This is a genomic window from Streptomyces sp. NPDC038200 (genome assembly GCF_055600785.1).
Genome location: NZ_JBVJYH010000001.1, coordinates 924,652 through 947,942, shown reverse-complemented (window position 1 = coordinate 947,942; position 23,291 = coordinate 924,652). Strand labels below are relative to the sequence as shown.

The window sequence follows — 23,291 nt, the reverse complement described above, 5'->3', positions numbered from 1 at the left end:
GCGTGCGGTTCCGACTCGACGACGACCAGCGGGCGCTGCGCGACGGCGTACGGGAGCTGCTGGAGCGCTGCTTCGGGCGGGAGGCGCTGCGCGCGGCCGTCGCCGCGCCGGGCCGGCTCGACCGTGCGCTGTGGCGCACCCTCGGGGAGGCGGGGTTCTTCGCCCTGCGGCTGCCCGAGGCGGACGGCGGGGTCGGACTGGGGCTGCCCGAGGCGGTGCTGGTCTTCGAGGAGGCCGGGCGGGCCCTGCTGCCGGGCCCGCTGGCGGCCACGCATCTGGCGGCCGGCGTCGTGCCCGGCGCGGCGCGCGGGGAGACGGTCGTCGCGGGCGTCGACGGGGAGCTGGTGGAGTGGCTGGCCGCGGCGGACGTGGTGCGCGGGGACGTCTCCGGTGCCGTCCCGCTGCGGTCGGTGGACCCGCTGACGCCGCTGCACCGGGTGCCCGGCGCCGGCGAACCGGAGCCGGAGGCCGTGCTCCTCACCGCGGCCGAGCAGCTGGGCACGGCCGGACGGGTGTGCGAGCTGGCCGTGCAACACGCCCGGACCCGCGAACAGTTCGGGCGGCCGATCGGCGCCTTCCAGGCCGTCCAGCAGCTGTGCGCGGACCTGCTGGTGCGGGCCGAGACGGCCCGCGCCGCCGTGTACGCCGCCGCCGTCACGGCCGACCCCGCCGACATCGCCGCCGCGCGGCTGCTCGCCGACGAGGCCGCCGTGCGCGGGGCCCGCGACTGCCTCCAGGTGCACGGCGGCATGGGCTTCACCTGGGAGGCCGACGTGCATCTGCACCTCAAACGCGCCTGGGTGCGCGCCCGGCGCGGCGGGGGGAGCACGCAGAGTGAGGAACTGCTCGCCGCCGCGCTGCTGGACTGAACCTACGGGGGTGCCCCGGGGAGCGTGGACCAAAAGCTTTGGCCCACGATGTCGCGGATCGTGGCGGGACGGAATCACGGAGCGTCGATACCGGGTTGTGTCCTTCGCGGGACTCGTCACGGCCCGGAGTCGGCGGTGTCCTCGGGTACCTTGTGTGGGATGCGAGTGGCTGCGCGGACGAGCCGGGCCGGCGGTGCCCCTGGGGCGGTGCCGGGTCGCGCGGTGCGCGCCGCAGCTCGCGGGGCGGTCAGGGCCGTTGCCCTCGCCTGTTCGACTCCCCGGCACGTGCGTCGCACAGTATGCCGCACGCGTACTCCTTCGCGCGGGAATATGCCCGAAGCGCTTGTTGGGGTGACTGTACGTCAACCATGCTGTCTCGCAAGGGAATCACGTTCCGTGACCCTTGCTCTGGCCGTTGTTCTGGCCATGCAGAAAATGGCTACGATCGTGGCCCTCGTCGTGATCGTCGCCGCGGCTGACGCCGTGGCGCGCGGACGGTGCGGGACCATGTGTCCGCCGGTTCGGATGGTGTGAGCGGTGCAGGTGCTTCAAGTGCAGCTGGAGATCCGGCCCGACCCCGCGGAGGTGGGGCGGGCCAGAAGATGGGCCCGCTCGCGGCTCGCCGGTTCGGGGATAGCGGCCGACGAGCCGTTGGCCGAGAACCTGATCCTGCTCGTCTCCGAGCTGGTGACCAACGCCGTGGTGCACACCGGCCGTCCGGCGGTGCTGCGGCTCTGCCTGCCGGGCCCGGCGGCGGAGAACTGCCCGTCGGCCACGGTGCGGGTGGAGGTGGCCGACACCTGCTCCCGCGCGCCCGTGCCCCGCTGCGCCGGCCGGGACGCCACCGGCGGCCGGGGCCTGGCCCTCGTGGACTGTCTCGCCGACCGCTGGGGCTGGAGCGCCGAAGGCGCCGGGAAGAGCATCTGGTGCGAACTGGACCGCTGTTCACAGCCCCGGGAGAGCGCGGCGATGGCGTACGGGGGCGGACTGTCCGCGTACGAGGATCTCGCCTACGAAGCGGTGTAGCCGCCGGGAGCGGTGATGCGCCGGGGGTGCAACCGTGCGCGGACCCCGCGGACGCCGTGTCGCCACACCTCCCCGCACCGGCGTTGACGTCGCCTGGGCGCCTGTTCAGGCTGGTGGGCGTCGATTCGCCGCGAGGGGACGGCGAGGGCCCGGTCTCCGGCCGTCCTCGTCGAGTGCGGGTCGCATCGGATGGCGGCGCGCGTGACGGTGGGGGGAGGCGCGCCGCCAGCCGCGACCCGGTCACCGCCGTTCAGAGGATCGCCACCGGTGCCACCGGTGTTCCCGTCGCGCCGACGAACGGCTCGGGCATCGCCGACAGCAGGAACGCGTACCGTCCCGTTTCTCCACAGGCTGTGGACAACTTTTCGAGATCCCAGTTCTGGCCCTGCAGCATCCCCATCTCCACGAGATGCAGCGCGTGCACGGGCAGCCAGAGATTCTCGATCTCGGGCGGGAAGATCTCAAAAGTGAGCGTGTCGTTCGCGACCGCCGCGACGTCACGCGCGTGGAACCACTCCGGGCAGCGCACCGAGAGCCCGGCCGACGGATGGCCGTACCCCTGCCGGTCCCCGGCCAGATACGCCCGCACCTGCCCGGTCCGCACCAGCACGATGTCGCCGGCCCGCACCCGGACCCGGCCGAACTCCTCGGCCTCCGCCAGGTCCTGCGGTGTGACGGCGTGCCCGCCCGCCAGCCGGTCCACGCCCCGGGCGCGTGCCACGTCCAGCAGCACCCCGCGCGAGACCAGGTGCGGCACCTTGTCGATGCCGCTGAACTCGGCGCCGCCGTGCGCGGTGACCGTGTGCGCCGGGCGGCCGTTGTAGAGCCTGCCGGAGTGCGAGACATGGGTCAGCGCGTCCCAGTGGGTGGCGCACTGCAGGCCCATCGTCACCGTGTCGTCGCTGCACGCCACCGTCCCCGGACCGAACAGCTCCTGGTTGATCTGCACCATCGCGTGCAACGGGTTGACCCGGCCCGGGATCATCCCCGTCTGCACCCCGTCCTGTCGCAGGGGGAGGGCGAGGGGGACGCGGTGCCCGGAGCGCACCTCGGCCGCCGCCTCGCGCACCACGCCGTCGGTGATCAGGTTCAGGGTGCCGATCTCGTCGTCGGCCCCCCAGCGCCCCCAGTTGTTCACGCGCTCGGCGATCTCGTGGAACTCCTCCGGCAGTGCCATCCGGTGCCTCCCCGGGGCTTGTGTCCGCCCGTCCGACGGGCCATAAAATCTAACGGACCGTCAGAAACCGCGGGAAGGGGCCGGGCGTGGGGAACTTCTTGGCAGGCAAGGTCGTCGCCGTGACGGGTGCCGGGCGCGGGATCGGACGGGCGGTCGCACGGGCGGCGGCGGCCGAGGGCGCGAAGGTCGTCGTCAACGACCACGGTGTGGCGGTGGACGGCGGCTCGCCCACGAGCGAGGTCGCCGAGGCCGTCGTCAAGGAGATCGAGGCGGCGGGCGGCGAGGCCGTCGCCGTCGCCGACGACATCTCCACCATGGCGGGCGGGCAGCGGGTGGTGGACGCCGCCGTGGAGTCGTACGGCCGTGTCGACGGGGTCGTGTGCGTGGCCGGCATCCTGCGGGAGCGGATGTTGTTCAACATGACCGAGGACGAGTGGGACCCGGTCCTCGCCACCCATCTCAAGGGCACGTTCACCGTGTTCCGCGCCGCCTCCGCCGTCATGCGCAGGCAGCGGTCGGGCACTCTCATCGGCTTCACCAGCGGCAACCACCAGGGTTCCGTCTCCCAGGCCAACTACAGCGCCGCCAAGGGCGGGATCATCTCGCTCGTGCGCAGCGCCGCGCTCGGCCTGCACAAGTACGGGGTGACCGCGAACGCGGTGGCGCCGGTGGCCCGCACCCGGATGTCGGCCAACGTCCCCTCACGGCTCGCGGAGATCGGGGAGCCGGAGGACGTGGCCGCGCTGGTGGTGTATCTGCTGTCCGAACAGGCCGCCGCCCAGGACGTCACCGGGCAGGTGTACACGGTCGCCGGCCCGAAGATCGCCGTGTGGGCCCAGCCGAGGGAACTGCGCGCCGCGTACGCCGACGGCGGCTGGACACCGGAGAAGATCGCCGCGTTCCTGCCGGGATCGGTCGGGGTGGACCCGATGCCGATGCTGTCCCGGCTGGCGGCGATGGAAGAGGCGGCGCGGGGCGGGGAACGCCCCAACGCCTAGGGGTGGAGGCCGCGGTGCGCCGGGGGCCGGGGGCCGGGAGGTGCTGGTCCGCCGGCGGCCAGGGGTGTGCCGTGGTGCGTCGCGCAGTTCCCCGCGCCCTTCGGGGGCGCCACTCGGCCGCGGCCTGACACGAGGTGGTTCACATGGAGTTCGGGTTCACCGAAGAGGACGAGGCGTTCCGGGACGAGGCCCGGACCTGGCTGGCCGCGCACGCCGACCCCGGCACGGACCGGCGTACCTGGGAACGCACGCTGGGCGAAGCCGGCTGGATCGGCCTCGGCTGGCCGGAGCCGGGACACGGCAACCGCACCGCCACCCTCACCCAGCAGGTCGTCTGGGCCGAGGAGTACGCCCGCTCCGGGGCACCCCCGCGCTCCGGGCACATCGGGGAGAACCTCCTGGCCCCCACCCTCATCGCCCACGGCGACGACGCCCAGAAGAGCCGCTTCCTGCCGCCCGTCGCGGCCGGTGAGGAACTGTGGTGCCAGGGATACAGCGAACCGGACGCCGGGTCGGACCTGGCGTCCGTGCGCACGGCGGCGGTGCGGGAGGGGGCGTCCTACCGGATCAGCGGGCGGAAGATCTGGACCTCGCTCGCCCACGAGGCCGACTGGTGCTTCGTCCTGGCCCGCACCGACCCCGGCTCCCGGCGCCACCACGGCCTGAGCTTCCTGCTCGTGCCCATGGACCAGCCCGGCCGGATCGAGGTGCGCCCCATCCGCCAGCTGACCGGCACCAGCGACTTCAACGAGGTCTTCTTCGACGGCGCACGCGCGCGCGTGGAGCATGTCGTCGGGGGCGAGGGGCAGGGCTGGCGGGTGGCGATGAGCCTGCTGGGGTTCGAACGCGGGGTCTCCACGCTGGCCCAGCAGATCGGGTTCGCCGCGGAGCTGACAGCGGTCGTCGAGACGGCCGTCCGGACCGGCGCCGCGGCCGATCCCGTCCTGCGCGCCCGGCTCGTCCGGCAGTGGGCCGAGCTGCGCGCCATGCGCTGGAACGCCCTGCGCACCCTCGGCGGCACGAGCGACCCGGGCGCACCCAGCGTGGCCAAGCTGCTGTGGGCGAACTGGCACCAGCGGCTGGGCGAGCTGGCCGTCGAGGTCAGGGGCGCGCGGGCGGCCGTGGGACCCGCGGACTGGTCGGCCTCCTCGCCGTACCGGATCGACGCCGCCCAGCATCTGTTCCTGTTCACCCGGGCCGACACCGTCTACGGCGGCTCGGACCAGATCCAGCGCACGATCATCGCCGAGCGCGTGCTCGGACTGCCGGGAGAACCGAAGGGGGCCGTGTGATGCGTGGTGTGGTGTTCGACGGCAGGCGGGTCCGGGTCGTCGACGACCTGACGGTCCGGGAGCCGGGACCGGGCGAGGTGCTGGTGGCGATCGCGGCGGCCGGACTGTGCCACAGCGATCTGTCGGTGCTGGACGGCACCATCCCGTTCCCCGTCCCGGTGGTGCTCGGCCATGAGGGGGCCGGCGTCGTGGCGGCGGTGGGCGCGGGCGTCACCCATGTCGCCCCCGGTGACCATGTGGCCCTGTCCACCCTCGCCAGTTGCGGGACCTGCGCGGAGTGCGACCGGGGGCGGCCGACCATGTGCCGGCGGGCGATCGGGCGTCCCGGGAAGCCGTTCACCCGGGGCACGGAACCGGTGTACCAGTTCGCGGCCGACTCGGCCTTCGCGGAACGCACGGTCGTCAAGGCCGTGCAGGCGGTACGGATCCCCGAGGACATCCCGCTGACCTCCGCCGCACTGATCGGCTGCGGGGTGCTCACCGGGCTCGGCGCGGTCCTGAACCGGGCGCGGGTGGACCACGGGGACAGTGTGGTCGTCATCGGCGCGGGCGGGATCGGGCTGAACGTCCTCCAGGGCGCGCGGCTCGCGGGCGCCCACGGCATCGTGGCCGTGGACGCCGATCCGGCCAAGGAGGCGGTGGCCCGGCGGTTCGGCGCGACCGACTTCCTGACGTCGGCCGAGGGCGTGCGGGACATCCTGCCGACCGGCGCCGACCACGTGTTCGAGTGCGTGGGGCGGGTGGAGCTGATCCGCCAGGCCGTCGACCTGCTCGACCGCGGCGGCCAGGCGATCCTGCTCGGCGTGCCCCCGGCCACGGCCGAGGCGTCCTTCCTGGTCTCCTCGCTCTTCCTGGACAAATCGATCCTCGGCTGCCGCTACGGCTCCTCGCGCCCCCAGCGGGACATCCCCCTCTACGCCGAGCTGTACCGCCGAGGACGACTGCTGCTGGACGAACTGGTGACGGCCGTCTATCCGGTGGAGGACTTCGAGAAGGCCCGGGCGGACGCGGAGGCGGGCCGGGTGGCGCGAGCGGTGCTCACGTTCTGAGCGGACGCCGGCGGGGTGCCGGCGCCGTCGCTCCGGTCGGCACCGCCACCGGTGCGGAAGGTGCGCCGGTAGGCGGTGGGCGTGACCCCGAGCGCGGCCTGCAGGTGCTGGCGCATCGACTGGGCCGTGCCGAAGCCGGACTCCCGGGCCACCTGGTCCATCGACCAGTCGGTGGACTCCAGCAGGTGCCGGGCGCGCTCCACGCGCTGCTGGGCGAGCCACTGGCCGGGGCTGATGCCGGTCTCCTCACGGAAGCGGCGGGTGAAGGTGCGCACCGACATCGCCTCCTGCTCGGCCATGTCCCGCAGCTGGATCGGCTCGTGCAGCCGGCCGAGCGCCCAGGCACGGGAGGCGGTCGTCGTGGCCAGCTGCGGGTCGGGGACCGGGCGGTGGATGTACTGGGCCTGGCCGCCGTCGCGATGGGGCGGTACGACCGTGAGCCGGGCGACCTCGTTGGCGACGGCCGTGCCGAAGTCACGGCGGACCATGTGCAGGCACAGGTCGATCCCGGCGGCCACACCGGCCGAGGTCAGCACGTCCCCGTCGTCGACGAAGAGCACGCCCGGGTCCACCTTGATCTTCGGGAACAGCCGCTGGAAGCGCTCGGCGTCGGCCCAGTGCGTGGTCGCCGGGCGGCCGTCCAGCACGCCCGCCGCGCCGAGGACGTAACCGCCGGTGCAGATGGAGGCGAGGCGGGTGCCGGGACGGACCCGGCCGAGGGCGACGGCCAGCTCTTCGGTGAGCCGGCCCTCCTCGTAGACCGGGCCGAGTTCGTACGACGCCGGGACGATCACGGTGTCGGCCGTCGCGAGCGCCTCCGGTCCGTGCGCGACGTGCACGGCGAAGTCGGCGTCCGTCTCGACCGGGCCGGGCGGCCGGACGGAGCAGGTCACCACCTCGTACAGGTGCCGTCCCCGGGCGTCCCGCGGACGGCCGAAGATCCGGTGCGGAATGCCCAGTTCGAAGGGCAGCAGGCCGTCCAGGGCGAGGACGGCGATCCGGTGCGGCCGGAATTCCCCTGAGTCCGTCATGGCCCGATCCTAGCGAAGGCTGTCCTTCGGGCCACTCGATGGGCGGGCGCGCGGAACGCAGGCTGTGCGTCGTGACTCAGACAAGCCCCGCCGCAGCCCCCGTCCAGGCCCCGCCCGCCCGGCGCCGCCGCGTACACCGCGCCTGGTTCGTCGCCGCCGTCACGTTCGTCACCATCACCGGCGCGGCGGCCTTCCGTTCCCTGCCCGGTCTGCTCATCGACCCGCTGCACCAGGACTTCGGCTGGTCGCGCGGCACGATCGGCGCGGCCGTCTCCGTCAACCTCGCGCTCTACGGCCTCACCGCGCCCTTCGCCGCCGCGCTGATGGACCGTTTCGGCATCCGCCGCGTGGTGGCCGTCGCGCTCATCGTGATCGCGTTCGGCTCCGGCCTGACCGTGTGGATGACGGCGGCCTGGCAGCTGCTGCTGTGCTGGGGTCTGCTGGTGGGGCTCGGCACCGGATCCATGGCGCTGGCCTTCGCGGCGACGGTCACCAACCGCTGGTTCACCGAGCGGCGCGGCCTGGTCAGCGGCATCCTCACCGCGGCCTCCGCCTCCGGACAGCTGGTCTTCCTGCCGCTGCTGTCCTGGATCGTCGAGCGGCACGACTGGCGTCCCGCCGCGGTCACGGTCGCGCTGGCCGCGCTGGCCGTCGTCCCCTTCGTCTGGCTGCTGCTGCACGACCACCCGGCCGACGTGGGCGAGACGCCCTACGGCGCCGAGGAGTTCGTGCCCAAGCCGCCCCCGGTGACCGGCGCCGCCCGCCGTACCCTCGCCGTCCTGTCCTCCTCCGTGCGCACCGGCACCTTCTGGCTGCTCGCCGGCACCTTCGCGATCTGCGGAGCCTCCACCAACGGCCTGGTGCAGACCCACTTCGTGCCCGCCGAGCACGACCACGGCATGCCCGTGACGACGGCGGCCTCGCTGCTCGCGGTCATCGGCGTGTTCGACGTCGTCGGCACCATCGCCTCCGGCTGGTTCACCGACCGCTTCGCACCGCGCCGCCTGCTCGCCGTCTACTACGCCCTGCGCGGCCTGTCCCTGCTCTTCCTGCCGATGCTGCTGGGCCCCTCCGTCCATCCGCCGATGATCTTCTTCATCGTCTTCTACGGCCTCGACTGGGTCGCCACCGTCCCGCCCACCCTGGCCCTGTGCCGGGAGCAGTTCGGCGAGAGCAGCGCCATCGTCTTCGGCTGGGTGCTCGCCTCCCACCAGATCGGCGCGGCCCTCGTCGCCTACCTCGGCGGGGTCGCCCGGGACGTCTTCGGCTCCTACGACGTCGTCTGGTACGCCGCCGGCACGCTGTGCGCGGCGGCGGCCCTGATGTCCCTGGTCATACGGCGCCCCACGACGACCGCCCTCAGCCCCGCCGTGTCCTGAACGCCCCGCGGCCGGCCCCTGGGGCTCAGCCGTCGGCGAGCCGGGCGAACCGCCCCCGGTGGAAGAGCAGGGGATCGCCGGGGCCGTCCGCGCCGAGGGCGTCCACCCGGCCCACGACGATGAGGTGGTCGCCCCCGGTGTGCACGGCGTGGACGGTGCAGTCGATCCAGGCGGCGACGCCGGCCAGCCGCGGTGAACCCGAGACGGGCGCGGGGTCGTACGCCACCCCGGCGAACTTGTCCGCGCCGCTCACCGCGAAGGCCCGGCACAGCTCGTCCTGGGCGGCGCCGAGCACGTTGACGCAGAAGACGCCGGCGCGGGCGATGCGCGGCCAGGTCGTGGAGGTGCGGCCCACCATGAAGCACACCAGGGGCGGTTCGAGGGAGAGGGAGGAGAAGGACTGGCAGGCGAATCCGGCGGGGCCCGGCTCGCCGTCGGCCGCGGGCGCCGTGATCACGGTGACCCCGCTGGCGAAGCCGCCCAGGACGCGCCGGAACTCCGCCTGTCCCACCGGCGCCCGCTCGTCCTCCCGCACGCACCGCAACTCGGGCCGCGGCAGGGCCTCCTCGGGCCCGGCCCCCAGATATCGAAGCGCGAAAGCCGCCGCTCCTGCGTGTCCCATCATCGTCCCATTGAAACTGACGATGTGTCAGATAGGAAGGGGTGGGCAGGGCTCACCGCCCCCGGAACTCCGCTTCCCTGCGTTCCGCGAAGGCCCGCAGACCCTCCCGGGCGTCCTCGGTCGTCATGTTGATCTCCTGGGCCCAGGATTCGGCGGCGAAGGCGGTGGCGCGGTCGGTGTCGAGGGAGGCGTTCACCAGGTGCTTGGTCAGGGCGAGGGACCTCGTCGGCGCGGCGGCCAGACGGCTCGCCCACGCGCGGGAGGTCTGCTCCAGCTCGGCTGCCGGGACGACCCGGTTGACCAGGCCCAGGCGTTCCGCGTCCGGGGCCGGCAGCGCGTCGCCGAAGAACATCAGTTCCTTCGCGCGCCGCGGGCCGATCAGCCGGGGCAGGAGATAGGCGCCGCCGGCGTCCGGGACCAGGCCGCGGCGGACGAACACCTCCAGGAAGCGGGCCGAGTCGGCGGCCAGGACCAGGTCGCAGGCGAAGGCCAGATGCGCGCCCAGCCCGGCCGCCGTGCCGTTCACGGCGGCCAGGACCGGCTTCTCGCAGTCCAGGACGGCGGCGATCAGCCGCTGCGCGCCGACGCGCAGGGTGCGGGCCACGTCCCCGGCGACGCGCCGGCCGGGGGCGCCGGCCGCGGCGCGCAGGTCCGCGCCCGCGCAGAAGCCGCGTCCGGTGCCGGTGAGGACCACCGCCCGGACCTCCGGGTCGGCGGACGCCTCCGCCAGCAGGCCGACGAGGCGGTCCCGCATGGCCGGGGTGAGGGCGTTCAGCGTCTCGGGGCGGTCCAGGGTGAGGTGGCAGACCCCGTCGCGAACGTCGTGCCGGATCTCCGTCATCGGCACACCACCAGCGCGTCCAGCGCCACCGCGCCCTGGCCCCGGGGCAGCACCATCAGCGGGTTGATGTCCAGCTCCGACAGGTGCGAGCCCAGCTCCAGGGCCATGCGCTCCACCCGCAGGACCACCTCCACCAGCGCGTCCACATCGGCCGGCGGACGCCCCCGGACCCCGTCCAGCAGGGCCCGGCCGCGCAGTTCGGTGAGCATGGCGCGGGCCTGGTCCTCGCCGAAGGGCGGCACCCGGACCGCCGCGTCGTGCAGCACCTCCACCAGGATCCCGCCGAGCCCCACCGTCACCGTCGGCCCGAACAGGTCGTCGTGGGTGACGCCGACCATCATCTCCACGCCCTGCTCGACCATCTGGCACACCAGGACGCCGTCCAGCCCGACGCCCTCGTAGCGGGCGATGTCGGTCAGCTCCCGGTAGGCGTCGCGGACCTGGCTCGCCGAGGTCAGGCCGATCTTCACCAGGCCCAGCTCGGTCTTGTGCGCGAGCTGCGCGCCGGACGCCTTCATCACCACCGGGTAGCCCACCTGCCCGGCCGCCCGTACGGCCGCCGCGGCGCTGGTCACCAGCTGCTCGCGCGGCACCCGGACGCCGTACGCCCGCAGCAGCTGCTTGGCCGCGTGCTCGCTGAGCTGTCGGCCGGGCTGCATCAGCGCCTCGGCCTTGCGGAAGGAGGGGGAGGGGGTGCGTGGGGCCTCGTCGAAGGGGGAGCGGTAGCCGGTCACGAAGCGGTGGTGGCCGAGCCAGGCGCGGACGGCGGTCAGGCAGTTGCCGACCGTGCGGAAGGTGGCCACGCGGGAGGAGCCGAGCAGCACCTCCCGGTACGCCGGCTCGGTGCCGTCCGGCGACCCCCACACCACGCACACCAGCTTGTCCGTCTCCTCGGCGGCGGCCACCAGATCGCGTACGAGCCGGTCGCTGAGGGGCGGGAAGGGGCCGGTCACCGGGCAGATCAGCACCCCGACGCCGGGGTCGGCCAGCAGGGCGTCGATGATCCTCCGGCCGCGTTCGTCGCCGACCGGGTGGCCGCCGTTGTCCACCGGGTTGGCCACGTCCAGGTACTCCGGTATCCACTGGTGCAGCTCGGCCTGCTTCTCCGGGGACAGCCTCGGCAGCCGGAGCCCCGCCCCGGCGGCCAGGTCGGCGACGTGCGCGCCCGTGCCGCCCGAGATGGAGTAGACGACCACACCGTCGGCCAGGGGGGCCCGCGCCCGCGCCAGCAGCGCCGCCGTGTCCTGGAGTTCGTCCAGGGCGTCGACGCGGATCACGCCGTACTGCCGCATGGCCGCGTCCACGACGTCGTCGGCGCCGGTGAGCTTGCCGGTGTGCGAGGCCGCCGTCCGGGCACCGGCCTCGGTCCGGCCCACCTTCACGGCGACCACCGGCACCTTGCGGCGGGCGGCGCGGTCGGCGGCCAGCAGGAAGGCGCGGCCGTCCTTGAGCCCCTCCACGTAGGCGGCGATGGCGCCGACCTCGGGCTGTTCGGCGAACCAGGACAGGAAGTCGGCGGTCTCCAGGTCGGCCTCGTTGCCGGTGGGCGCCCAGTGCGAGAGCCGGATGCCCAGGTCCTGGAGGGCGAAGACGGGCCGCCCCTGGTGTCCGGACTGGGTGATCAGCGCGATGGCCGGGCCGGACAGGTCCTCGCGGAACCGCTCGAAGGCGTTGAGGTTGGTGTTCGGGCCCAGCAGGCGCAGCCCCGAGCGCCGCACGGCCTCGGCGAGCCGCTCCTGGGCCTCGGCGCCCGCCTCCCCGGTCTCGGCGAACCCGGAGGCGAAGGCGACCGCGAACTGCACCTTCGCCTCGCCGAGTTCCTCGATCAGCGGAAGCGGGTCGGCCACCAGCAGGACGGCGAGGTCGACCTGCTCGGGCAGCTCGCCGACACGGGCCGCGCAGGGCAGGCCGAACACGGAGGGGCGGGTGGGGTGCACCGGATGCACCCGCGCCCCGACCCGGCCGGCCCAGTCCAGCAGCTGCCGGGTGATCCCGGTGTTCGGCCGTCCCTCCGTGTCGGAGGCGCCGATCACGGCGACGGACCGGGGCCGGAAGAACCGGGTCAGGTCGGGGACGTCCGCGTAGAGCGGGCGCCCGCCGACGTCGAGGTCGTCCACCTGATCGTGCACGACGGGGCCGGGCCGCTGCTCGCCGCAGGCGACGACCCGAGCCCGGCGGGCGTCGGTGGTGAGGGTGCCGTGGGTCGATCCAAGCATCGTTCCGCCCGCCTCCCGGGAGACAGTCACCTGCAACTGACGCTCAGTCAGATTACTTAACTGACGGAGTGTCAGGAACGGGTCGGAAGGACAAAGTTACCGCTGGGTGCGAAATCCCCTGGCCACGGAGCGGGCGATCTTCCCCGCGTCGATCGCCAGCTCCCGGAACATGCCGCTGATGGGGTTGGTGAAGCCGGTGAAGTACAGGCCGGGTGCCTGTGCGGGCGTACGGCCGCCGTGCGCCACCGGTCTGCCGCGCCCGTCCAGCACCCCGAGGTGCCCGACGAGTCCCTCCAGCGCGCGGACGTACCCGGTCGCCGCGACCACCGCGTCGGGCGAGATCCGGCTGCCGTCGGCGAGGACCACCTTGCCGTCCTCGAACGCCTCCACGGCGGCCACGATCTCCACCTTGCCCGTGCGCACGGCGTCGGTCAGGCCGACGTCCTGGACCGGGATCGCGCCCTGCCGCACCCTGCTGTACAGCCCGGTGTCCGGTCGCGGCAGCCCGTGCGCGGACAGGTCCGGGGTGCTGAGCCGCCCCACCGGCCCGGCGAGCCGGTCCACGAGCCGCACCGGCAGCCGCCGCACCAGCACGCCCGTGTACTGGGCGGCCCAGCCCAGGGTCGACCGGCGCAGGATGTGCGGTGCCGTGCGCACCGCCAGCCGCACCCGCGCGGCCCCGCCCTCCACCAGGTCCACGGCGATCTCCGCACCCGTGTTGCCGATCCCGACGACCAGCACGTCACGGCCCTGGTACGGCTCGGCGTTGCGATAGCCGCCGGCGTGCAGCAGCTCGCCGGCGTACCCCTCCCGGCCCGGCCAGTCGGGCAGCAGCGGGGTGTGGTTGAAACCGGTGGCGACGACCACCGCGCTGCCGGTCAGCTCGCGGCCGCCGGAGGCGTGCAGCAGCCACCCGGTGCCGTCCTCGGTCCGGTCGACGCGGTGCACCTCCACGCCGGTGACGATCTCCAGCTCGTGGTGCTCGGCGTACTTCTCCAGATAGCGCACCACGTTGTCCCGGGACACCCAGCGGCCGAACCTGCGGGGTATGGCGAGGCCCGGCAGCGCGGACAGCCGGCGGGTGGTGTGCAGGTGCAGCCGGTCGTAGTGCCGCCGCCAGGAGGCGCCCACGTGGTCGGACTTCTCCAGGATCACGGCCCGTATGCCCCGCGCCCGCAGGGCGTGGGCGGCGGCGAGGCCGCCCGGACCGGCGCCGATCACATACACCGGACGGTCGGCGGGGGTGGGCGAGAGGTGTACGGGGGTGGGACGGGAGACGGCCATGAGCGGGAGCGTAATCACATGCCCGGTTGATGGGTCTCGGTCAAGACCGGAATTGGTTGCGGATTGATCACGGGTGTTCGGGAACGGTGTCCCGGCCGTGAAGAACCGCGCCGCCGGACCCGGGCGCGCAGGGGCCCACCGGTGCGGGACGGGCGGCGGGCGGGGCCTGTGGGTGGCGACCGCGAACGCGAGGGAGTGCCGGCGAAACCGTCCACGACACGCGGCGGACGCACGGGTGGCCCGCGGCGCCGCACGGGAAACCCTCGCCGTCCCCCTCGGCAAGGCGACCGATCTGACGTACCGTCAGATTCATGGACGCGATATGGCTGGACGGCGCTCAGTGGCTCGCGGTGCTGCGCATCGGCCTCGGCCTGTGGTGGCTGGAGAGCTGGCGGCACAAGGACAAGAAGGCCTGGTTCGAGCGCGGGAGCGGCATCGCCTGGGCGGCGGACGTGGCGGCGGGACACCGCTGGACGGCGGTGCGGTCGGGCTTCGACACGGTGGTCACACCCCGCCCGAAACTGATGGCGTACGTCGTCGCCTACGCCGAGCTGTCCCTGGGCCTCGGCCTGATCCTCGGCTTCCTGACCCCGGTCGCGCTGGTGGGCGGCCTGCTGCTGAACGCCGTCTACCTCGTCCTCATGATCCACGACTGGGCGGAGCAGGGCCAGAACTCGATGATGGCGCTGATCTCGCTGGTCGGCCTCTTCGGCATGGCCTGGCAGACGTGGTCGCTGGACGCGTGGCTGGGGTGGTTCTGACGGACACGGCACGCCACGACCTCCCCGAGCCCGACGCCTTCACCCGCACCTACTGGGAGGCGGCGGCCCGGGGCCGTCTGCTGATCCGCCGCTGCGGGGCCTGCGGCCGGGCCCACCACTACCCCCGGGAGTTCTGCCCGCACTGCTGGAGCGAGCAGGTGACCTGGGAGGAGGCCGGCGGCCTGGCCACGCTCTACACCTGGTCCACCGTCCACCACAACGACCTCCCGCCGTTCCGCGGGCGCACCCCCTACACGGCGGCCGTCGTCGACCTGGCGGAGGGGCCGAGGATGATGACCGAGGTCGTGGACTGCGCGGAGACGGAACTGGTGGCCGGAATGCCGCTCGAGGTGAGGTTCCGGGAGGGAAGGCCGGTGTTCGCCCCGCGGCGCCCCGCCTGAGCCGCGCTCCCCGGTTCAGTGGCCGCCCCCCCGCCCCGTCACTTCCACGGGGCGGTGAAGGACCGGCCGGGCACCGGCTTGGCGACGAGCGCGACCGGGACGAAGAAGTTGACCTGGCCGATCGCGAACATCAGGGTGGCCAGCGCCTTGCCCGCGTAGTGCTCGGCCACCCGCGCGTACAGCTCGTCGGAGACCCGCTCACCGGCCGTGCACGGCTGCAGCACGGCCTCCACGAGCGCCAGCGCGGCCCGCTCGGCGGCCGTGAAGTACGGCGAGTCCTGCCAGGACGCCACCGAGGTGATCCGCTCCTCCGACTGCCCGGCCTTGCGCAGGAACCCCGTGTGCAGCACGGTCAGATAGGTGCTGCCGACGATCTGACCGGCCCGCAGCTGCACCAGTCCGATCGTGGAGCGCGGCACCGAACCGTTGCCGGTCACCCGGAACAGCGCGGCCGACACCTCCGCCAGCTCGGGGACCAGCTCCGCGGGGTCCTCGGGCATCCGCGGGGCCATCGGGATCTCCGCCGTGACCGAACGCTTCTCCATCGCCGTCTCCTCGGTGTTCCTCGAGCGCTCTTCGGCGCTCGTGTGTCACTGTCACCGCACTGACGGACGGCGACGGAGAAGTGTGACCGGCCGGAGGAGGACTACGGCGACGGAGAAGTGTGACCGGCCGGAGGAGGACTACGGCGACGGAGAAGGGTGACCGGCCGGAGGAGGACTCCTCAGGGCCACAGCAACTGCCTGCTCCAGCCGAACCCCGTGCTGCGGTACTCCAGCCGCACGTGCCGCCGCTCCGCGTCCCCCTGGAAGAACTCCACGCTCTCCGGGTGCAGCCGGTACAGGGTCCAGGTCGGCGACGGCTCCCCGGGGTTCTCCCGGGCCCGCTCCCAGGCCGCCTGCGACTCCCGCCGCAGCTCCGCCACCGAGGGCAGTTCCTCGCTCTGCCGGCCGGTCAGCGCGGCGGCCAGCGCGCCGGTGGAGCGCGCGTGCAGATCGGCCTGGCTCTCCTCGGCCGGCGCCGACGTGACCGGACCGCGTACCCGCACCTGGCGCCCCAGCACCGGCCAGTAGAAGGCGAGGGCCGCGTACGGCCGGGCGCTCAGCGCGCGGCCCTTGCGGCTCGTGGCGTGCGTCGCGAAGGACCAGCCGTCCGGGTCGGCGCCGTGCAGCATCACGATCCGTACGTCCGGCCTCCCCTCCGCGTCCACGGTCGCCAGCGACATGGTGTGCGGTTCCGGCTGCCCCGCTGCCACCGCCTCCGCGAACCAGCTCGTGAACAGGGTCAGCGGGGTGGGAGGCGCCGTCTCCGGATCGAAGGGGCGCAGCTCCGTGGCCTCGGGGTCCCAGACCCGCAACGACCGGAGCAGCTCGTGAAGATCGTGCTGTGCCATGGGGCGAGTATCACCCCCGCCCGGCGGCGCACCGCGGTCCGGGGGCCGGGCGGCGGTCGCGGGGGCCCTGGCCGGGCTCAGGCCGCGCCGGACGACGGGTGGTTCGCGCGGTGCCGGCGGACCGCGTCCCGGTTGGCGCAGCGCTGGGAGCAGTAGCGCCGGCGCCCGGTCCGCGTGGTGTCGGCGAAGATCGTGGCGCAGTCCGCGACGGCACACCGCCCGAGCCGGTGCATACCGCGCCCGACCAGGTGCAGCGCGGTCCCGACGGAGACCAGCGCGCACAGCAGGGCGCCGAGCGACCGGTGGTCGTCGCGGAAGTGCAGATGCCAGCCGGTGCCCGCGTGGTCGGTCAGCCGGGGATGGGCGGAGTCCGCGGCCAGCATCCGGTTGAGCCGCTCGGCCCGCTCCCGTTCGTCCGCCGCGTCGACCACCCCCTCCCAGGCGTCCAGCAGCGCGTGCGTGCGCGCCAGGTCCGCCGGTCCCACCGGCCCGTCGACGAGCAGCCCGGCCGCGCGACAGCGGTCCAGCAGCTCCTCGGCGCTCACCGGACGCCGGTTGGCCAGCTCGGCGGCGAGGGCGACGGCGTCCTCGCCGTAAGGGTTGAGATGCATAAGACCATTACATCAGGCTGGCCGTCATGAGTCACCACACCGGCACGGCCGTGAGCCATGGCTCCACCCCCCGCGTCCCCGTCTCCCCGATCGCCCCCGACCCGCTCCCGTACCGCTGGGTGGTCCTCGGGATCGCCACCTTCACCCAGGCCGCGTCCTGCTTCTTCGTGCAGGGCATCGGGGCGATGGCCGTCCCCCTGCGACACTCGCTGGACCTCGGCACGGCCCAGCTCGGACTGCTGCTGTCCGCCTCCCAACTCGTGCCTCTGGTCGGCCTGCTGGTCGCCGGTGAGCTGCTGGACCGCTACAACGAGCGCTGGGTCGTCGGCATCGGCGCCGGTGTGGTCGCCCTGGGCCTGCTCGGCGGGAGCCTGGCGCAGGGGTACACGTCCCTGCTCCTGGTTCTGCTGGTCGTCGGCGCCGGGTACAGCACGGCCCAGCCCGGCGGCAGCAAGTCGGTGGCCGCCTGGTTCGATCCGTCCCGGCGGGGGCTCGCCATGGGGATCCGCCAGGCCGGTCTGCCGCTGGGCGGAGCGCTCGCCGCGGCCGTCCTGCCGGTGCTCGCCACCTCGTACGGCTGGCGGGCGGCGCTGGTGACGGGCGGGCTGGTCGCGCTCGTGGGCGCCGGGCTCTTCACGGCGCTGTACCGGCGGCCACCCGCTCCCACCGCCCCCGACCGCTCCCCGGCCGCCCGCCCGGCCGACACCCCGTCCGCACCGCTCGCGGCCCGGCTGCGGATGCTCCGTGCGCCGTCCCTGGTGAAGGCCCTGCTCTCCGGCACGAGCATGGTCGCGGTGCACGGCGGCGTCGGTGTCCTCGGCGCGCTCTTTCTGCACGACGAGACGCGCCTGGCGGCCGGTCCCACGGCCGCTGTCCTGGTGGCGGCCCAAGTGGCGGGCATGCTGGGCCGGATCGTGCTCGCGGCCTGGAGCGACCGCAGCCGCTCGGGGCGCTACCGGCCCGTCCTGGTCGCCATGGTCGCGGCGGTGGCCGGGCTGGCGGCTCTGACGACACCGCTCGGCCACTCCCCGGTCGCGGCGGCCGTCCTCTTCGTCTGGCTCGGCTTCTTCGGGATCGGCTGGTACGGCCCGTGGATCGCCCACCTCGCCGAGGCGGCCCCGCCCGGCAGGACCGGATTCGTCCTCGGCCTGGTCATGGCCGTCAACCAGCTCGCCGTCGTCCTGGTCCCGCCCGCCCTCGGGCTCCTGCGCGACACCACCCACAGCTTCACCCCGGCCTGGGCGGTCCTCGCCCTGGTCACGGCGGCGGCAGCGGCGGTCACCGCCCGCGGCGACCGCACCAGGACCGCGCCGTGAGCGCCGGCCCGCCCCCCCCCGCCGCCCCTCCTCAGTCCCGCCCCAGCACCACCGTCCCCGAGGAGCAGAACCACCCCCCGGTCCCGGACGCCACCCCCAGCCGGGGCAAGGCGCCGTCCCGCCGTCGCACCTGCCGCTCCCCGGCCTCGCCCCGCAGTTGCCGTACCGCCTCCACCAGCAGGAACAGCCCCCGCATCCCGGGGTGCTGGGCCGACAGGCCGCCCCCGTCCGTGTTCACCGGCAGCTCCCCGCCCCGCACCAGCAGCCGGCCCTTCTCCACGAACGCGCCGCCCTCGCCCTTGGCGCAGAAACCCAGGTCCTCCAGGGTCACCAGGGTCATGTAGGTGAAGGCGTCGTAGATCTCCGCGAAGTCGATGTCGGACGGCGTCACCCCGGCCCGCTCGAAGGCCAGCCGGCCGCTCACCGCCGCCGGGGAGACCGTGAAGTCGGACCACTCGGACAGGGCGGCGTGCGAGACGTGCTCGCCGGTGCCGAGGACCCACACGGGGGCCGTACGGCAGTCCCGCGCGTACTCCTCGGCCGCCAGCAGCACCGCCGCGCCGCCGTCCGAGCGCAGGCAGCAGTGCAGCTTGGTGAAGGGGTCGGCGATCATCGGGCCGGACAGCACGTCGTCGACGGTGACCGGCTCGCGGAACATCGCCTCCGGGTTCAGGGCCGCGTTCGCCCTCGCCTGGACCGCCACCTGGGCCAGCTGCTCGATCGTCGTGCCGTACTCGATCATGTGCCGGCGGGCCGCCATCGCGTACTTCGCGATCAGCGTGTGGCCGTACGGCACCTCGAACTGGAGGGGGCCGCGCGCGCCGAAGGACAGGGTGCCGGTACGGCGGCCCGCCTTGATGTCGGCGCGGGCCGTCGAGCCGTACACCAGCAGCACGGCGTCGGCGTGGCCCGCCGCGATCGCGTCCACCGCGTGCGCCGCCATGACCTCCCAGGTCGAGCCGCCGACCGAGGTGGAGTCCACCCAGGTGGGGCGCAGGCCCAGGTACTCGGCGACCTCCACCGGGGCCAGCGTGCCGAGGCCCGCCGAGGCGAAGCCGTCCACCCGGGCGCGGTCCAGGCCGGCGTCGGCCAGGGCACGGCGGGCCGCCTGGGCGTGCAGGGCGTAGGGCGTGGTGTCGGCCACGCGTCCGCAGTCGGAGAGGGCCACGCCGACCACGGCGGCCTTCCTGCTCCCGCGAGTCATGAGAGGGCTCCTCCCCCTGTGCATCTCGTTCCGGCCCTCCTAATATGACGGCCCGTCAGATGCGGAGGGAAGAGCCATGGACACCCGCCTCACCGCCGAGCAGGACGAGATCCGCCGGACCCTGCGCGAACTGCTGCGCAAACGCTGCGGACCGGGCGAGGTGCGGGCCGCCGTCGACACACCGGCCGGACACGACCCCCTCCTGTGGTCGGCCCTCGCCGACCGCCTCGGTCTGCCGGGCCTCGCGCTCCCGGAGGCGTACGGCGGGGTCGGCTGCTCGGTCACCGAACTCGCCCTCGCCTGCGAGGAGACGGGCCGCTCCCTCGCCCCCTCCCCGCTGCTCGCCACCTCCGTCCTCACCGCCCCGCTGATCCTCGCCCTCGGCACGGAGGCCCAGCGCGCCGGACTGCTGCCGCGCATCGCCGCCGGGACCCTCACCGCCGCCCTCGCCGTCTGCGGCCCCGCGCTCGCCACCGCCCTCGCCCTGACCGGCGGGAACGAGGCGTACAGCGCCGGCGGCGGACGGGCCGGCGGGGTGCAGGCGCGGCGGGCGGAGGGCGGCTGGCGGCTGTACGGGGAGGTGGGGCAGGTGCTGGACGGGCACAGCGCGGGGATGCTGCTCGTCGCCGCGCACACCGGCGGGTTCGCCCGGTCGCGGACGCTGCTCTTCCTGGTGGCGGGGGACGCGCCGGGACTCGTCCGGGTCCGGCAGACCGCACTGGACGCCACCCGGCCCCAAGGACGCCTGGAACTCAGGGACGTACGGGCCGAGCTGCTGGGCGCCGAGGAGACGGACGTGCTGCCCGCCCTCGCCGAGGCCGGGGACGCCGTCGCCGCGGTGCTCGCCGCCGAGGCCGTGGGAGCCGCCGACCGGGCACTGGAGCGGACGGTGGAGTACGCCGCGCAGCGGGTGCAGTTCGGGCGGCCCATCGGGTCCTTCCAGGCGGTGAAGCACCGGCTGGCGGACGCGTACGTGGCCGTGCAGGCGGCACGGTCGGCCGCGTACTACGCCGCCTGGGCCACCGGCCGGGAACCGGAGGGCACCGCGCGCGGCGCCTCGCCGGAAGGGCGGTGGCACAGGACGGGCGAGGGGGTCGGCGGGCTCGCGCTCGCCCAGGGGCTGGAGGCGCTGCGGTGTGCCGCCGGTGAGGGGATCCAGCTGCACGGCGGGATCGGGTTCACCTGGGAACACGACGCCCATCTGGCCTTCAAGCGGGCGGCCGGGGACGAGCTGCTGTTCGGGCCCGTGCACCGGCTGCGGGGACGGGCCGCCGAGACGGCGGGGCTGTTCGCGGGCGGGGAGGTGGCGGTCTGATGGGCGCGGCCCTGGGCGTGCGGTTCGTGCGGAAGGTGTCCTCGACCCGGGCGTTCGCGAGGATCGCCCCGCATGTGATCCCCGCCCTCGACCGGGGCGTGCACCGGCTCACCCGGGGAAAGGTGCTGCTCAGCGCCCGGATGCTGCCCGGTGTGATCCTCACCTCGACCGGGGCGCGCAGCGGCCTCGCCCGCCGGACCCCGCTGGCCTGCATGCCGGAGGAGGGCGGCCGCAGCTGGATCCTGGTCGGCTCCAACTTCGGCCGGCCCGGCCATCCCGCCTGGACCCACAATCTGCTCGCCCGCCCGCGCGCCTCGGTGAGCTGGCAGGGGCGGGAGATCCCGGTCACGGCCCGGCTGCTCACGGGGGAGGAGCGGGCACGGGCGTGGCGGGCGGCCCTCGCGTTCTGGCCGCCGTACGCCGCGTACCAGGCCCGGGTGGAGCGGGAGATCCGGCTCTTCCGGCTCACCGCCGCGCCCTGAGGCGGGGCGCGGGGCTACAGCGTCGCCAGCCGTTCCACCAGCAGGAGCGCGCCGATCCCCAGCATCGCCGCCCCCGATGTGCGCGTCACCGCCCGGGCCGCCGCGGGCCTCGCCGCGAGCAGGGCGCGGGCGAGGACGCCCACGGTGAGGTAGACGGCCGCGCAACACGCCATGTGCAGCAGGCCCAGCGTCGCCGTCTGCACGGGTACCGGCAGATGGGCGCCGCGGAGGGTGAGGAACTGGGGCAGTACGGACAGGTAGAGGAGCAGACCCTTGGGGTTGAGGCCGCTGATCGTGGCGCCCCGCAGGAAGAGCCGGCCGTCGGCCGCCGTGCGGTCGTCCGCCTCCGGGACCGCCGGGCGGCGCAGGACGCCCCAGCCCAGCCGGAGCAGATAGCCCGAGCCCGCCACCGTGAGGGCCGTCAGCAGCCGGGGCGAGCCCGCCACCAGCACCGCCAGGCCCGCCGTCGCCAGGGCCGTGTGCAGGGCGTAGCCGCAGACCAGGCCCGCCACCGCGCGCGCCGCCGAGTTGCCGCGCAGGGCGGTCGCGATCACGTACGCCCAGTCGGCGCCCGGCACGCACACCAGCAGCAGGTCCACGACGAGGAAGGAGAAGAGCAGTCCCGAGTCCATGCTGGGGACATTAGGCGTGAATGGCCCGAAAGTGTTCCTGTAATTTGCCCATGATCCTATGTTCTGAGCAAATATCTTCTTCATGGACGACGTGGACCGGAAAATCCTTGCCGAGCTGCAACAGGACGGGCGGCTGACCGTGACCGAGCTGGCCGCCCGGGTGCGGCTCAGCGTCTCGCCCTGCCACCGGCGGCTGCGCGAGCTGGAGCGGTCCGGCGCCATCCAGGGCTACCGCGCGGTGGTGGATCCGGCCTCGCTCGGCCTGAACTTCGAGGCGCTGGTGTTCGTCTCCATGCGCCAGGAGGACCGGGACACGGTCGCCGAGTTCGAGCGGGCGGTCGGCGAGCTGGATCATGTGCTGGACGCGCAGCGGCTGTTCGGCGAGCCGGACTATCTGCTCCGGGTCGCCACCGCGGACCTGGCCGCCTTCCAGCGGCTCTACGACGAGCGGCTGGCGACGCTGCCGGGAGTGCAGCGGCTGACGTCGACGCTGGTGATGAAACACGTGGTGCGGGACCGGCCCCTGCCCGCATAGACGGCAGGCGGTGGCTCACCGTTGTGAGCCACCGCCCGACAGACAGGACTTGGCGTGAGAGGGACCGGGAGAGGGGCCGGAAAAAAGGGGGGCGGGCGCGCCTACTTCGACGGCTTCCTGCCGGTCACGCCCAGGTGCACCAACAGCGCCAGGTTCGGCTTGAGTTCGGCCTGCTTCACACCCCAGGAGGAGAAGCCCTTCTGGTGGGACGCCACCGCCGCGAGCATCGCGACCAGCGCACCGGCCACCGCCGCCGGGTTCACGTCCTTGTCGACCCGGCCCTTGGACTGCAACTCCGTGATGGAGTCCGCGAGGGAGTTGTTGACCGAGTTCAGGATCTTCATACGGATCTTGTAGAACCGTTTGTCCCCCTCGGCCGCGCCCAGGTCGACCACGCGCAGGATCGCATCGTTCCTGCGCCAGAACTCCAGGAATCCGTCCACGAGTTCCTGCGCCGTCTGCCAGCCCGACTTGCCGGCCCAGGTGCGTCCTTCGAGGAGTTCGGTCAGTCCCGCGCCCTCGGCCGCCATCTGCTCGGCGATCTCCAGGACGGCGCCTTCGACGTCCGGGAAGTACTGATAGAAGGTCGCGGGCGACGTTCCCGCCTTCCGGGCGACATCGATGACCTTGACGTCCCGGTAGGGAGAGGAGCTGAGCATCTCGCTGAGGCAGTCGAGCAGCTTCTGCCGGGTCGCCTGCCCACGCCGGCCGGCCACGCGGCCGTCGACGGTACGCACTTGTCCTGTCATGCCGTCAGCTTACCGAGGGGTGATGGGAGCGCGATTCGGCCGACTGCAAATGGGGTGCACGGGGGTATCGGGGGTGGTGTGCCTGGTCTGCGGGGTGCGCGCGCCCCG

24 protein-coding genes are annotated in these 23,291 nt (G+C 73.9%); 12 read left to right on the top strand and 12 right to left on the bottom strand.

Going from position 1 to position 23,291, the window contains the following annotated elements; translation table 11 throughout:
• The first annotated feature begins 2 nt into the window (after positions 1 to 2).
• Both ACZ7KF_RS03995 and ACZ7KF_RS03990 read left to right on the top strand, forming a co-directional pair.
• Positions 3 to 869 carry an acyl-CoA dehydrogenase family protein gene (locus ACZ7KF_RS03995; protein ID WP_471069186.1) on the top strand — a complete coding sequence of 289 codons (867 nt, stop codon included), beginning with the start codon at positions 3 to 5 and terminating at the stop codon, positions 867 to 869.
• A 552-nt stretch (positions 870 to 1,421) separates the two neighbouring features.
• Positions 1,422 to 1,895 (top strand): ATP-binding protein, encoded by a 474-nt coding sequence (locus tag ACZ7KF_RS03990; protein ID WP_471069574.1) that lies wholly within the window; start codon positions 1,422 to 1,424, stop codon positions 1,893 to 1,895.
• A 250-nt stretch (positions 1,896 to 2,145) separates the two neighbouring features.
• Here the strand turns inward: ACZ7KF_RS03990 and ACZ7KF_RS03985 are convergent, their stop codons facing one another.
• On the bottom strand, positions 2,146 to 3,072 hold the full coding sequence (locus tag ACZ7KF_RS03985; protein WP_471069184.1) for a cyclase family protein: 927 nt from the start codon (positions 3,070 to 3,072) through the stop codon (positions 2,146 to 2,148).
• A gap of 86 nt (positions 3,073 to 3,158) precedes the next feature.
• On the opposite strand from ACZ7KF_RS03985, the gene ACZ7KF_RS03980 reads away from it, so the two are divergent.
• The 3 genes from ACZ7KF_RS03980 (at position 3,159) to ACZ7KF_RS03970 (ending at position 6,411) form a co-directional block, all read left to right on the top strand.
• On the top strand, positions 3,159 to 4,070 hold the full coding sequence (locus ACZ7KF_RS03980; RefSeq protein ID WP_471069182.1) for an SDR family NAD(P)-dependent oxidoreductase: 912 nt from the start codon (positions 3,159 to 3,161) through the stop codon (positions 4,068 to 4,070).
• A 143-nt stretch (positions 4,071 to 4,213) separates the two neighbouring features.
• Positions 4,214 to 5,362 carry an acyl-CoA dehydrogenase family protein gene (locus tag ACZ7KF_RS03975; RefSeq protein ID WP_471069180.1) on the top strand — a complete coding sequence of 383 codons (1,149 nt, stop codon included), beginning with the start codon at positions 4,214 to 4,216 and terminating at the stop codon, positions 5,360 to 5,362.
• Positions 5,362 to 6,411 (top strand): Zn-dependent alcohol dehydrogenase, encoded by a 1,050-nt coding sequence (locus tag ACZ7KF_RS03970; RefSeq protein ID WP_471069178.1) that lies wholly within the window; start codon positions 5,362 to 5,364, stop codon positions 6,409 to 6,411. Before ACZ7KF_RS03975 ends, ACZ7KF_RS03970 begins: the two co-directional genes overlap by 1 nt.
• Here the strand turns inward: ACZ7KF_RS03970 and ACZ7KF_RS03965 are convergent.
• Positions 6,333 to 7,442, bottom strand: coding sequence for a GlxA family transcriptional regulator (locus ACZ7KF_RS03965; protein WP_471069176.1), 1,110 nt, complete (start codon positions 7,440 to 7,442; stop codon positions 6,333 to 6,335). The genes ACZ7KF_RS03970 and ACZ7KF_RS03965 overlap by 79 nt on opposite strands.
• Positions 7,443 to 7,513: 71 nt before the next feature.
• Between ACZ7KF_RS03965 and ACZ7KF_RS03960 the strand changes: the two genes are divergently transcribed.
• Positions 7,514 to 8,821 (top strand): MFS transporter, encoded by a 1,308-nt coding sequence (locus ACZ7KF_RS03960; protein WP_471069174.1) that lies wholly within the window; start codon positions 7,514 to 7,516, stop codon positions 8,819 to 8,821.
• A gap of 25 nt (positions 8,822 to 8,846) precedes the next feature.
• On the opposite strand, the gene ACZ7KF_RS03955 is transcribed toward ACZ7KF_RS03960, so the two are convergent.
• The 4 genes from ACZ7KF_RS03955 to ACZ7KF_RS03940 form a co-directional block, all read right to left on the bottom strand.
• On the bottom strand, positions 8,847 to 9,443 hold the full coding sequence (locus ACZ7KF_RS03955) for a flavin reductase family protein (protein ID WP_471069573.1): 597 nt from the start codon (positions 9,441 to 9,443) through the stop codon (positions 8,847 to 8,849).
• Positions 9,444 to 9,495: 52 nt separating this feature from the next.
• The gene (locus tag ACZ7KF_RS03950; RefSeq protein ID WP_471069173.1) at positions 9,496 to 10,284 is read right to left on the bottom strand and encodes an enoyl-CoA hydratase/isomerase family protein; all 789 of its coding nucleotides are present in this window, start codon (positions 10,282 to 10,284) and stop codon (positions 9,496 to 9,498) included.
• Positions 10,281 to 12,500 (bottom strand): acetate--CoA ligase family protein, encoded by a 2,220-nt coding sequence (locus tag ACZ7KF_RS03945; protein WP_471069171.1) that lies wholly within the window; start codon positions 12,498 to 12,500, stop codon positions 10,281 to 10,283. Before ACZ7KF_RS03945 ends, ACZ7KF_RS03950 begins: the two co-directional genes overlap by 4 nt.
• A gap of 96 nt (positions 12,501 to 12,596) precedes the next feature.
• Positions 12,597 to 13,784: a flavin-containing monooxygenase gene (locus ACZ7KF_RS03940; protein WP_471069169.1), complete on the bottom strand. Its 1,188-nt coding sequence runs from the start codon at positions 13,782 to 13,784 to the stop codon at positions 12,597 to 12,599.
• A 311-nt stretch (positions 13,785 to 14,095) separates the two neighbouring features.
• Between ACZ7KF_RS03940 and ACZ7KF_RS03935 the strand changes: the two genes are divergently transcribed.
• On the top strand, positions 14,096 to 14,545 hold the full coding sequence (locus ACZ7KF_RS03935; protein ID WP_471069167.1) for a DoxX family membrane protein: 450 nt from the start codon (positions 14,096 to 14,098) through the stop codon (positions 14,543 to 14,545).
• Positions 14,527 to 14,946: a Zn-ribbon domain-containing OB-fold protein gene (locus ACZ7KF_RS03930; protein ID WP_471069165.1), complete on the top strand. Its 420-nt coding sequence runs from the start codon at positions 14,527 to 14,529 to the stop codon at positions 14,944 to 14,946. The genes ACZ7KF_RS03935 and ACZ7KF_RS03930 overlap by 19 nt, the downstream gene beginning before the upstream one ends.
• Before the next feature lie 38 nt (positions 14,947 to 14,984).
• On the opposite strand, the gene ACZ7KF_RS03925 is transcribed toward ACZ7KF_RS03930, so the two are convergent.
• From ACZ7KF_RS03925 to ACZ7KF_RS03915, 3 genes are all read right to left on the bottom strand, one after another.
• Positions 14,985 to 15,491 carry a carboxymuconolactone decarboxylase family protein gene (locus ACZ7KF_RS03925; protein ID WP_471069163.1) on the bottom strand — a complete coding sequence of 169 codons (507 nt, stop codon included), beginning with the start codon at positions 15,489 to 15,491 and terminating at the stop codon, positions 14,985 to 14,987.
• Between the two features lie 179 nt (positions 15,492 to 15,670).
• Complete coding sequence (locus tag ACZ7KF_RS03920; RefSeq protein ID WP_471069161.1) at positions 15,671 to 16,339, bottom strand: pyridoxine/pyridoxamine 5'-phosphate oxidase; 669 nt, start codon at positions 16,337 to 16,339, stop codon at positions 15,671 to 15,673.
• 77 nt (positions 16,340 to 16,416) lie between these two features.
• Positions 16,417 to 16,950 (bottom strand): CGNR zinc finger domain-containing protein, encoded by a 534-nt coding sequence (locus ACZ7KF_RS03915; protein ID WP_471069159.1) that lies wholly within the window; start codon positions 16,948 to 16,950, stop codon positions 16,417 to 16,419.
• Positions 16,951 to 16,976: 26 nt separating this feature from the next.
• On the opposite strand from ACZ7KF_RS03915, the gene ACZ7KF_RS03910 reads away from it, so the two are divergent.
• Complete coding sequence (locus ACZ7KF_RS03910) at positions 16,977 to 18,266, top strand: MFS transporter (RefSeq protein WP_471069157.1); 1,290 nt, start codon at positions 16,977 to 16,979, stop codon at positions 18,264 to 18,266.
• Between the two features lie 31 nt (positions 18,267 to 18,297).
• On the opposite strand, the gene ACZ7KF_RS03905 is transcribed toward ACZ7KF_RS03910, so the two are convergent.
• Positions 18,298 to 19,470, bottom strand: a complete 1,173-nt coding sequence (locus ACZ7KF_RS03905; RefSeq protein ID WP_471069155.1) for a thiolase C-terminal domain-containing protein — start codon at positions 19,468 to 19,470, stop codon at positions 18,298 to 18,300.
• A 76-nt stretch (positions 19,471 to 19,546) separates the two neighbouring features.
• On the opposite strand from ACZ7KF_RS03905, the gene ACZ7KF_RS03900 reads away from it, so the two are divergent.
• Positions 19,547 to 20,785, top strand: a complete 1,239-nt coding sequence (locus ACZ7KF_RS03900; protein WP_471069153.1) for an acyl-CoA dehydrogenase family protein — start codon at positions 19,547 to 19,549, stop codon at positions 20,783 to 20,785.
• The gene (locus ACZ7KF_RS03895; RefSeq protein ID WP_471069151.1) at positions 20,785 to 21,267 is read left to right on the top strand and encodes a nitroreductase/quinone reductase family protein; all 483 of its coding nucleotides are present in this window, start codon (positions 20,785 to 20,787) and stop codon (positions 21,265 to 21,267) included. Before ACZ7KF_RS03900 ends, ACZ7KF_RS03895 begins: the two co-directional genes overlap by 1 nt.
• Positions 21,268 to 21,281: 14 nt before the next feature.
• On the opposite strand, the gene ACZ7KF_RS03890 is transcribed toward ACZ7KF_RS03895, so the two are convergent.
• A complete protein-coding gene (locus ACZ7KF_RS03890; RefSeq protein ID WP_471069149.1) occupies positions 21,282 to 21,899 on the bottom strand; it encodes a LysE family translocator in 618 nt (205 codons plus the stop codon).
• Between the two features lie 82 nt (positions 21,900 to 21,981).
• Here ACZ7KF_RS03890 and ACZ7KF_RS03885 point away from each other — a divergent pair, with 82 nt between their 5' ends.
• Positions 21,982 to 22,434, top strand: a complete 453-nt coding sequence (locus ACZ7KF_RS03885; RefSeq protein WP_471069147.1) for an Lrp/AsnC family transcriptional regulator — start codon at positions 21,982 to 21,984, stop codon at positions 22,432 to 22,434.
• Between the two features lie 101 nt (positions 22,435 to 22,535).
• Here ACZ7KF_RS03885 and ACZ7KF_RS03880 read toward each other — a convergent pair whose 3' ends face one another.
• Positions 22,536 to 23,171: a TetR family transcriptional regulator gene (locus ACZ7KF_RS03880; RefSeq protein WP_471069572.1), complete on the bottom strand. Its 636-nt coding sequence runs from the start codon at positions 23,169 to 23,171 to the stop codon at positions 22,536 to 22,538.
• Positions 23,172 to 23,291 lie beyond the last annotated feature (120 nt).

What these genes read in the sequence shown, in the direction of transcription:
- ACZ7KF_RS03985 (WP_471069184.1), bottom strand. Translation starts at nt 3,072, where the DNA reads ATGGCACTGCCGGAGGAGTTCCACGAGATCGCCGAGCGCGTGAACAAC.
- ACZ7KF_RS03975 (WP_471069180.1), top strand. Translation starts at nt 4,214, where the DNA reads ATGGAGTTCGGGTTCACCGAAGAGGACGAGGCGTTCCGGGACGAGGCC.
- ACZ7KF_RS03970 (WP_471069178.1), top strand. Translation starts at nt 5,362, where the DNA reads ATGCGTGGTGTGGTGTTCGACGGCAGGCGGGTCCGGGTCGTCGACGAC.
- ACZ7KF_RS03965 (WP_471069176.1), bottom strand. Translation starts at nt 7,442, where the DNA reads ATGACGGACTCAGGGGAATTCCGGCCGCACCGGATCGCCGTCCTCGCC.
- ACZ7KF_RS03955 (WP_471069573.1), bottom strand. Translation starts at nt 9,443, where the DNA reads ATGGGACACGCAGGAGCGGCGGCTTTCGCGCTTCGATATCTGGGGGCC.
- ACZ7KF_RS03950 (WP_471069173.1), bottom strand. Translation starts at nt 10,284, where the DNA reads ATGACGGAGATCCGGCACGACGTTCGCGACGGGGTCTGCCACCTCACC.
- ACZ7KF_RS03945 (WP_471069171.1), bottom strand. Translation starts at nt 12,500, where the DNA reads ATGCTTGGATCGACCCACGGCACCCTCACCACCGACGCCCGCCGGGCT.
- ACZ7KF_RS03940 (WP_471069169.1), bottom strand. Translation starts at nt 13,784, where the DNA reads ATGGCCGTCTCCCGTCCCACCCCCGTACACCTCTCGCCCACCCCCGCC.
- ACZ7KF_RS03935 (WP_471069167.1), top strand. Translation starts at nt 14,096, where the DNA reads ATGGACGCGATATGGCTGGACGGCGCTCAGTGGCTCGCGGTGCTGCGC.
- ACZ7KF_RS03925 (WP_471069163.1), bottom strand. Translation starts at nt 15,491, where the DNA reads ATGGAGAAGCGTTCGGTCACGGCGGAGATCCCGATGGCCCCGCGGATG.
- ACZ7KF_RS03920 (WP_471069161.1), bottom strand. Translation starts at nt 16,339, where the DNA reads ATGGCACAGCACGATCTTCACGAGCTGCTCCGGTCGTTGCGGGTCTGG.
- ACZ7KF_RS03915 (WP_471069159.1), bottom strand. Translation starts at nt 16,950, where the DNA reads ATGCATCTCAACCCTTACGGCGAGGACGCCGTCGCCCTCGCCGCCGAG.
- ACZ7KF_RS03910 (WP_471069157.1), top strand. Translation starts at nt 16,977, where the DNA reads ATGAGTCACCACACCGGCACGGCCGTGAGCCATGGCTCCACCCCCCGC.
- ACZ7KF_RS03905 (WP_471069155.1), bottom strand. Translation starts at nt 19,470, where the DNA reads ATGACTCGCGGGAGCAGGAAGGCCGCCGTGGTCGGCGTGGCCCTCTCC.
- ACZ7KF_RS03900 (WP_471069153.1), top strand. Translation starts at nt 19,547, where the DNA reads ATGGACACCCGCCTCACCGCCGAGCAGGACGAGATCCGCCGGACCCTG.
- ACZ7KF_RS03895 (WP_471069151.1), top strand. Translation starts at nt 20,785, where the DNA reads ATGGGCGCGGCCCTGGGCGTGCGGTTCGTGCGGAAGGTGTCCTCGACC.
- ACZ7KF_RS03890 (WP_471069149.1), bottom strand. Translation starts at nt 21,899, where the DNA reads ATGGACTCGGGACTGCTCTTCTCCTTCCTCGTCGTGGACCTGCTGCTG.
- ACZ7KF_RS03885 (WP_471069147.1), top strand. Translation starts at nt 21,982, where the DNA reads ATGGACGACGTGGACCGGAAAATCCTTGCCGAGCTGCAACAGGACGGG.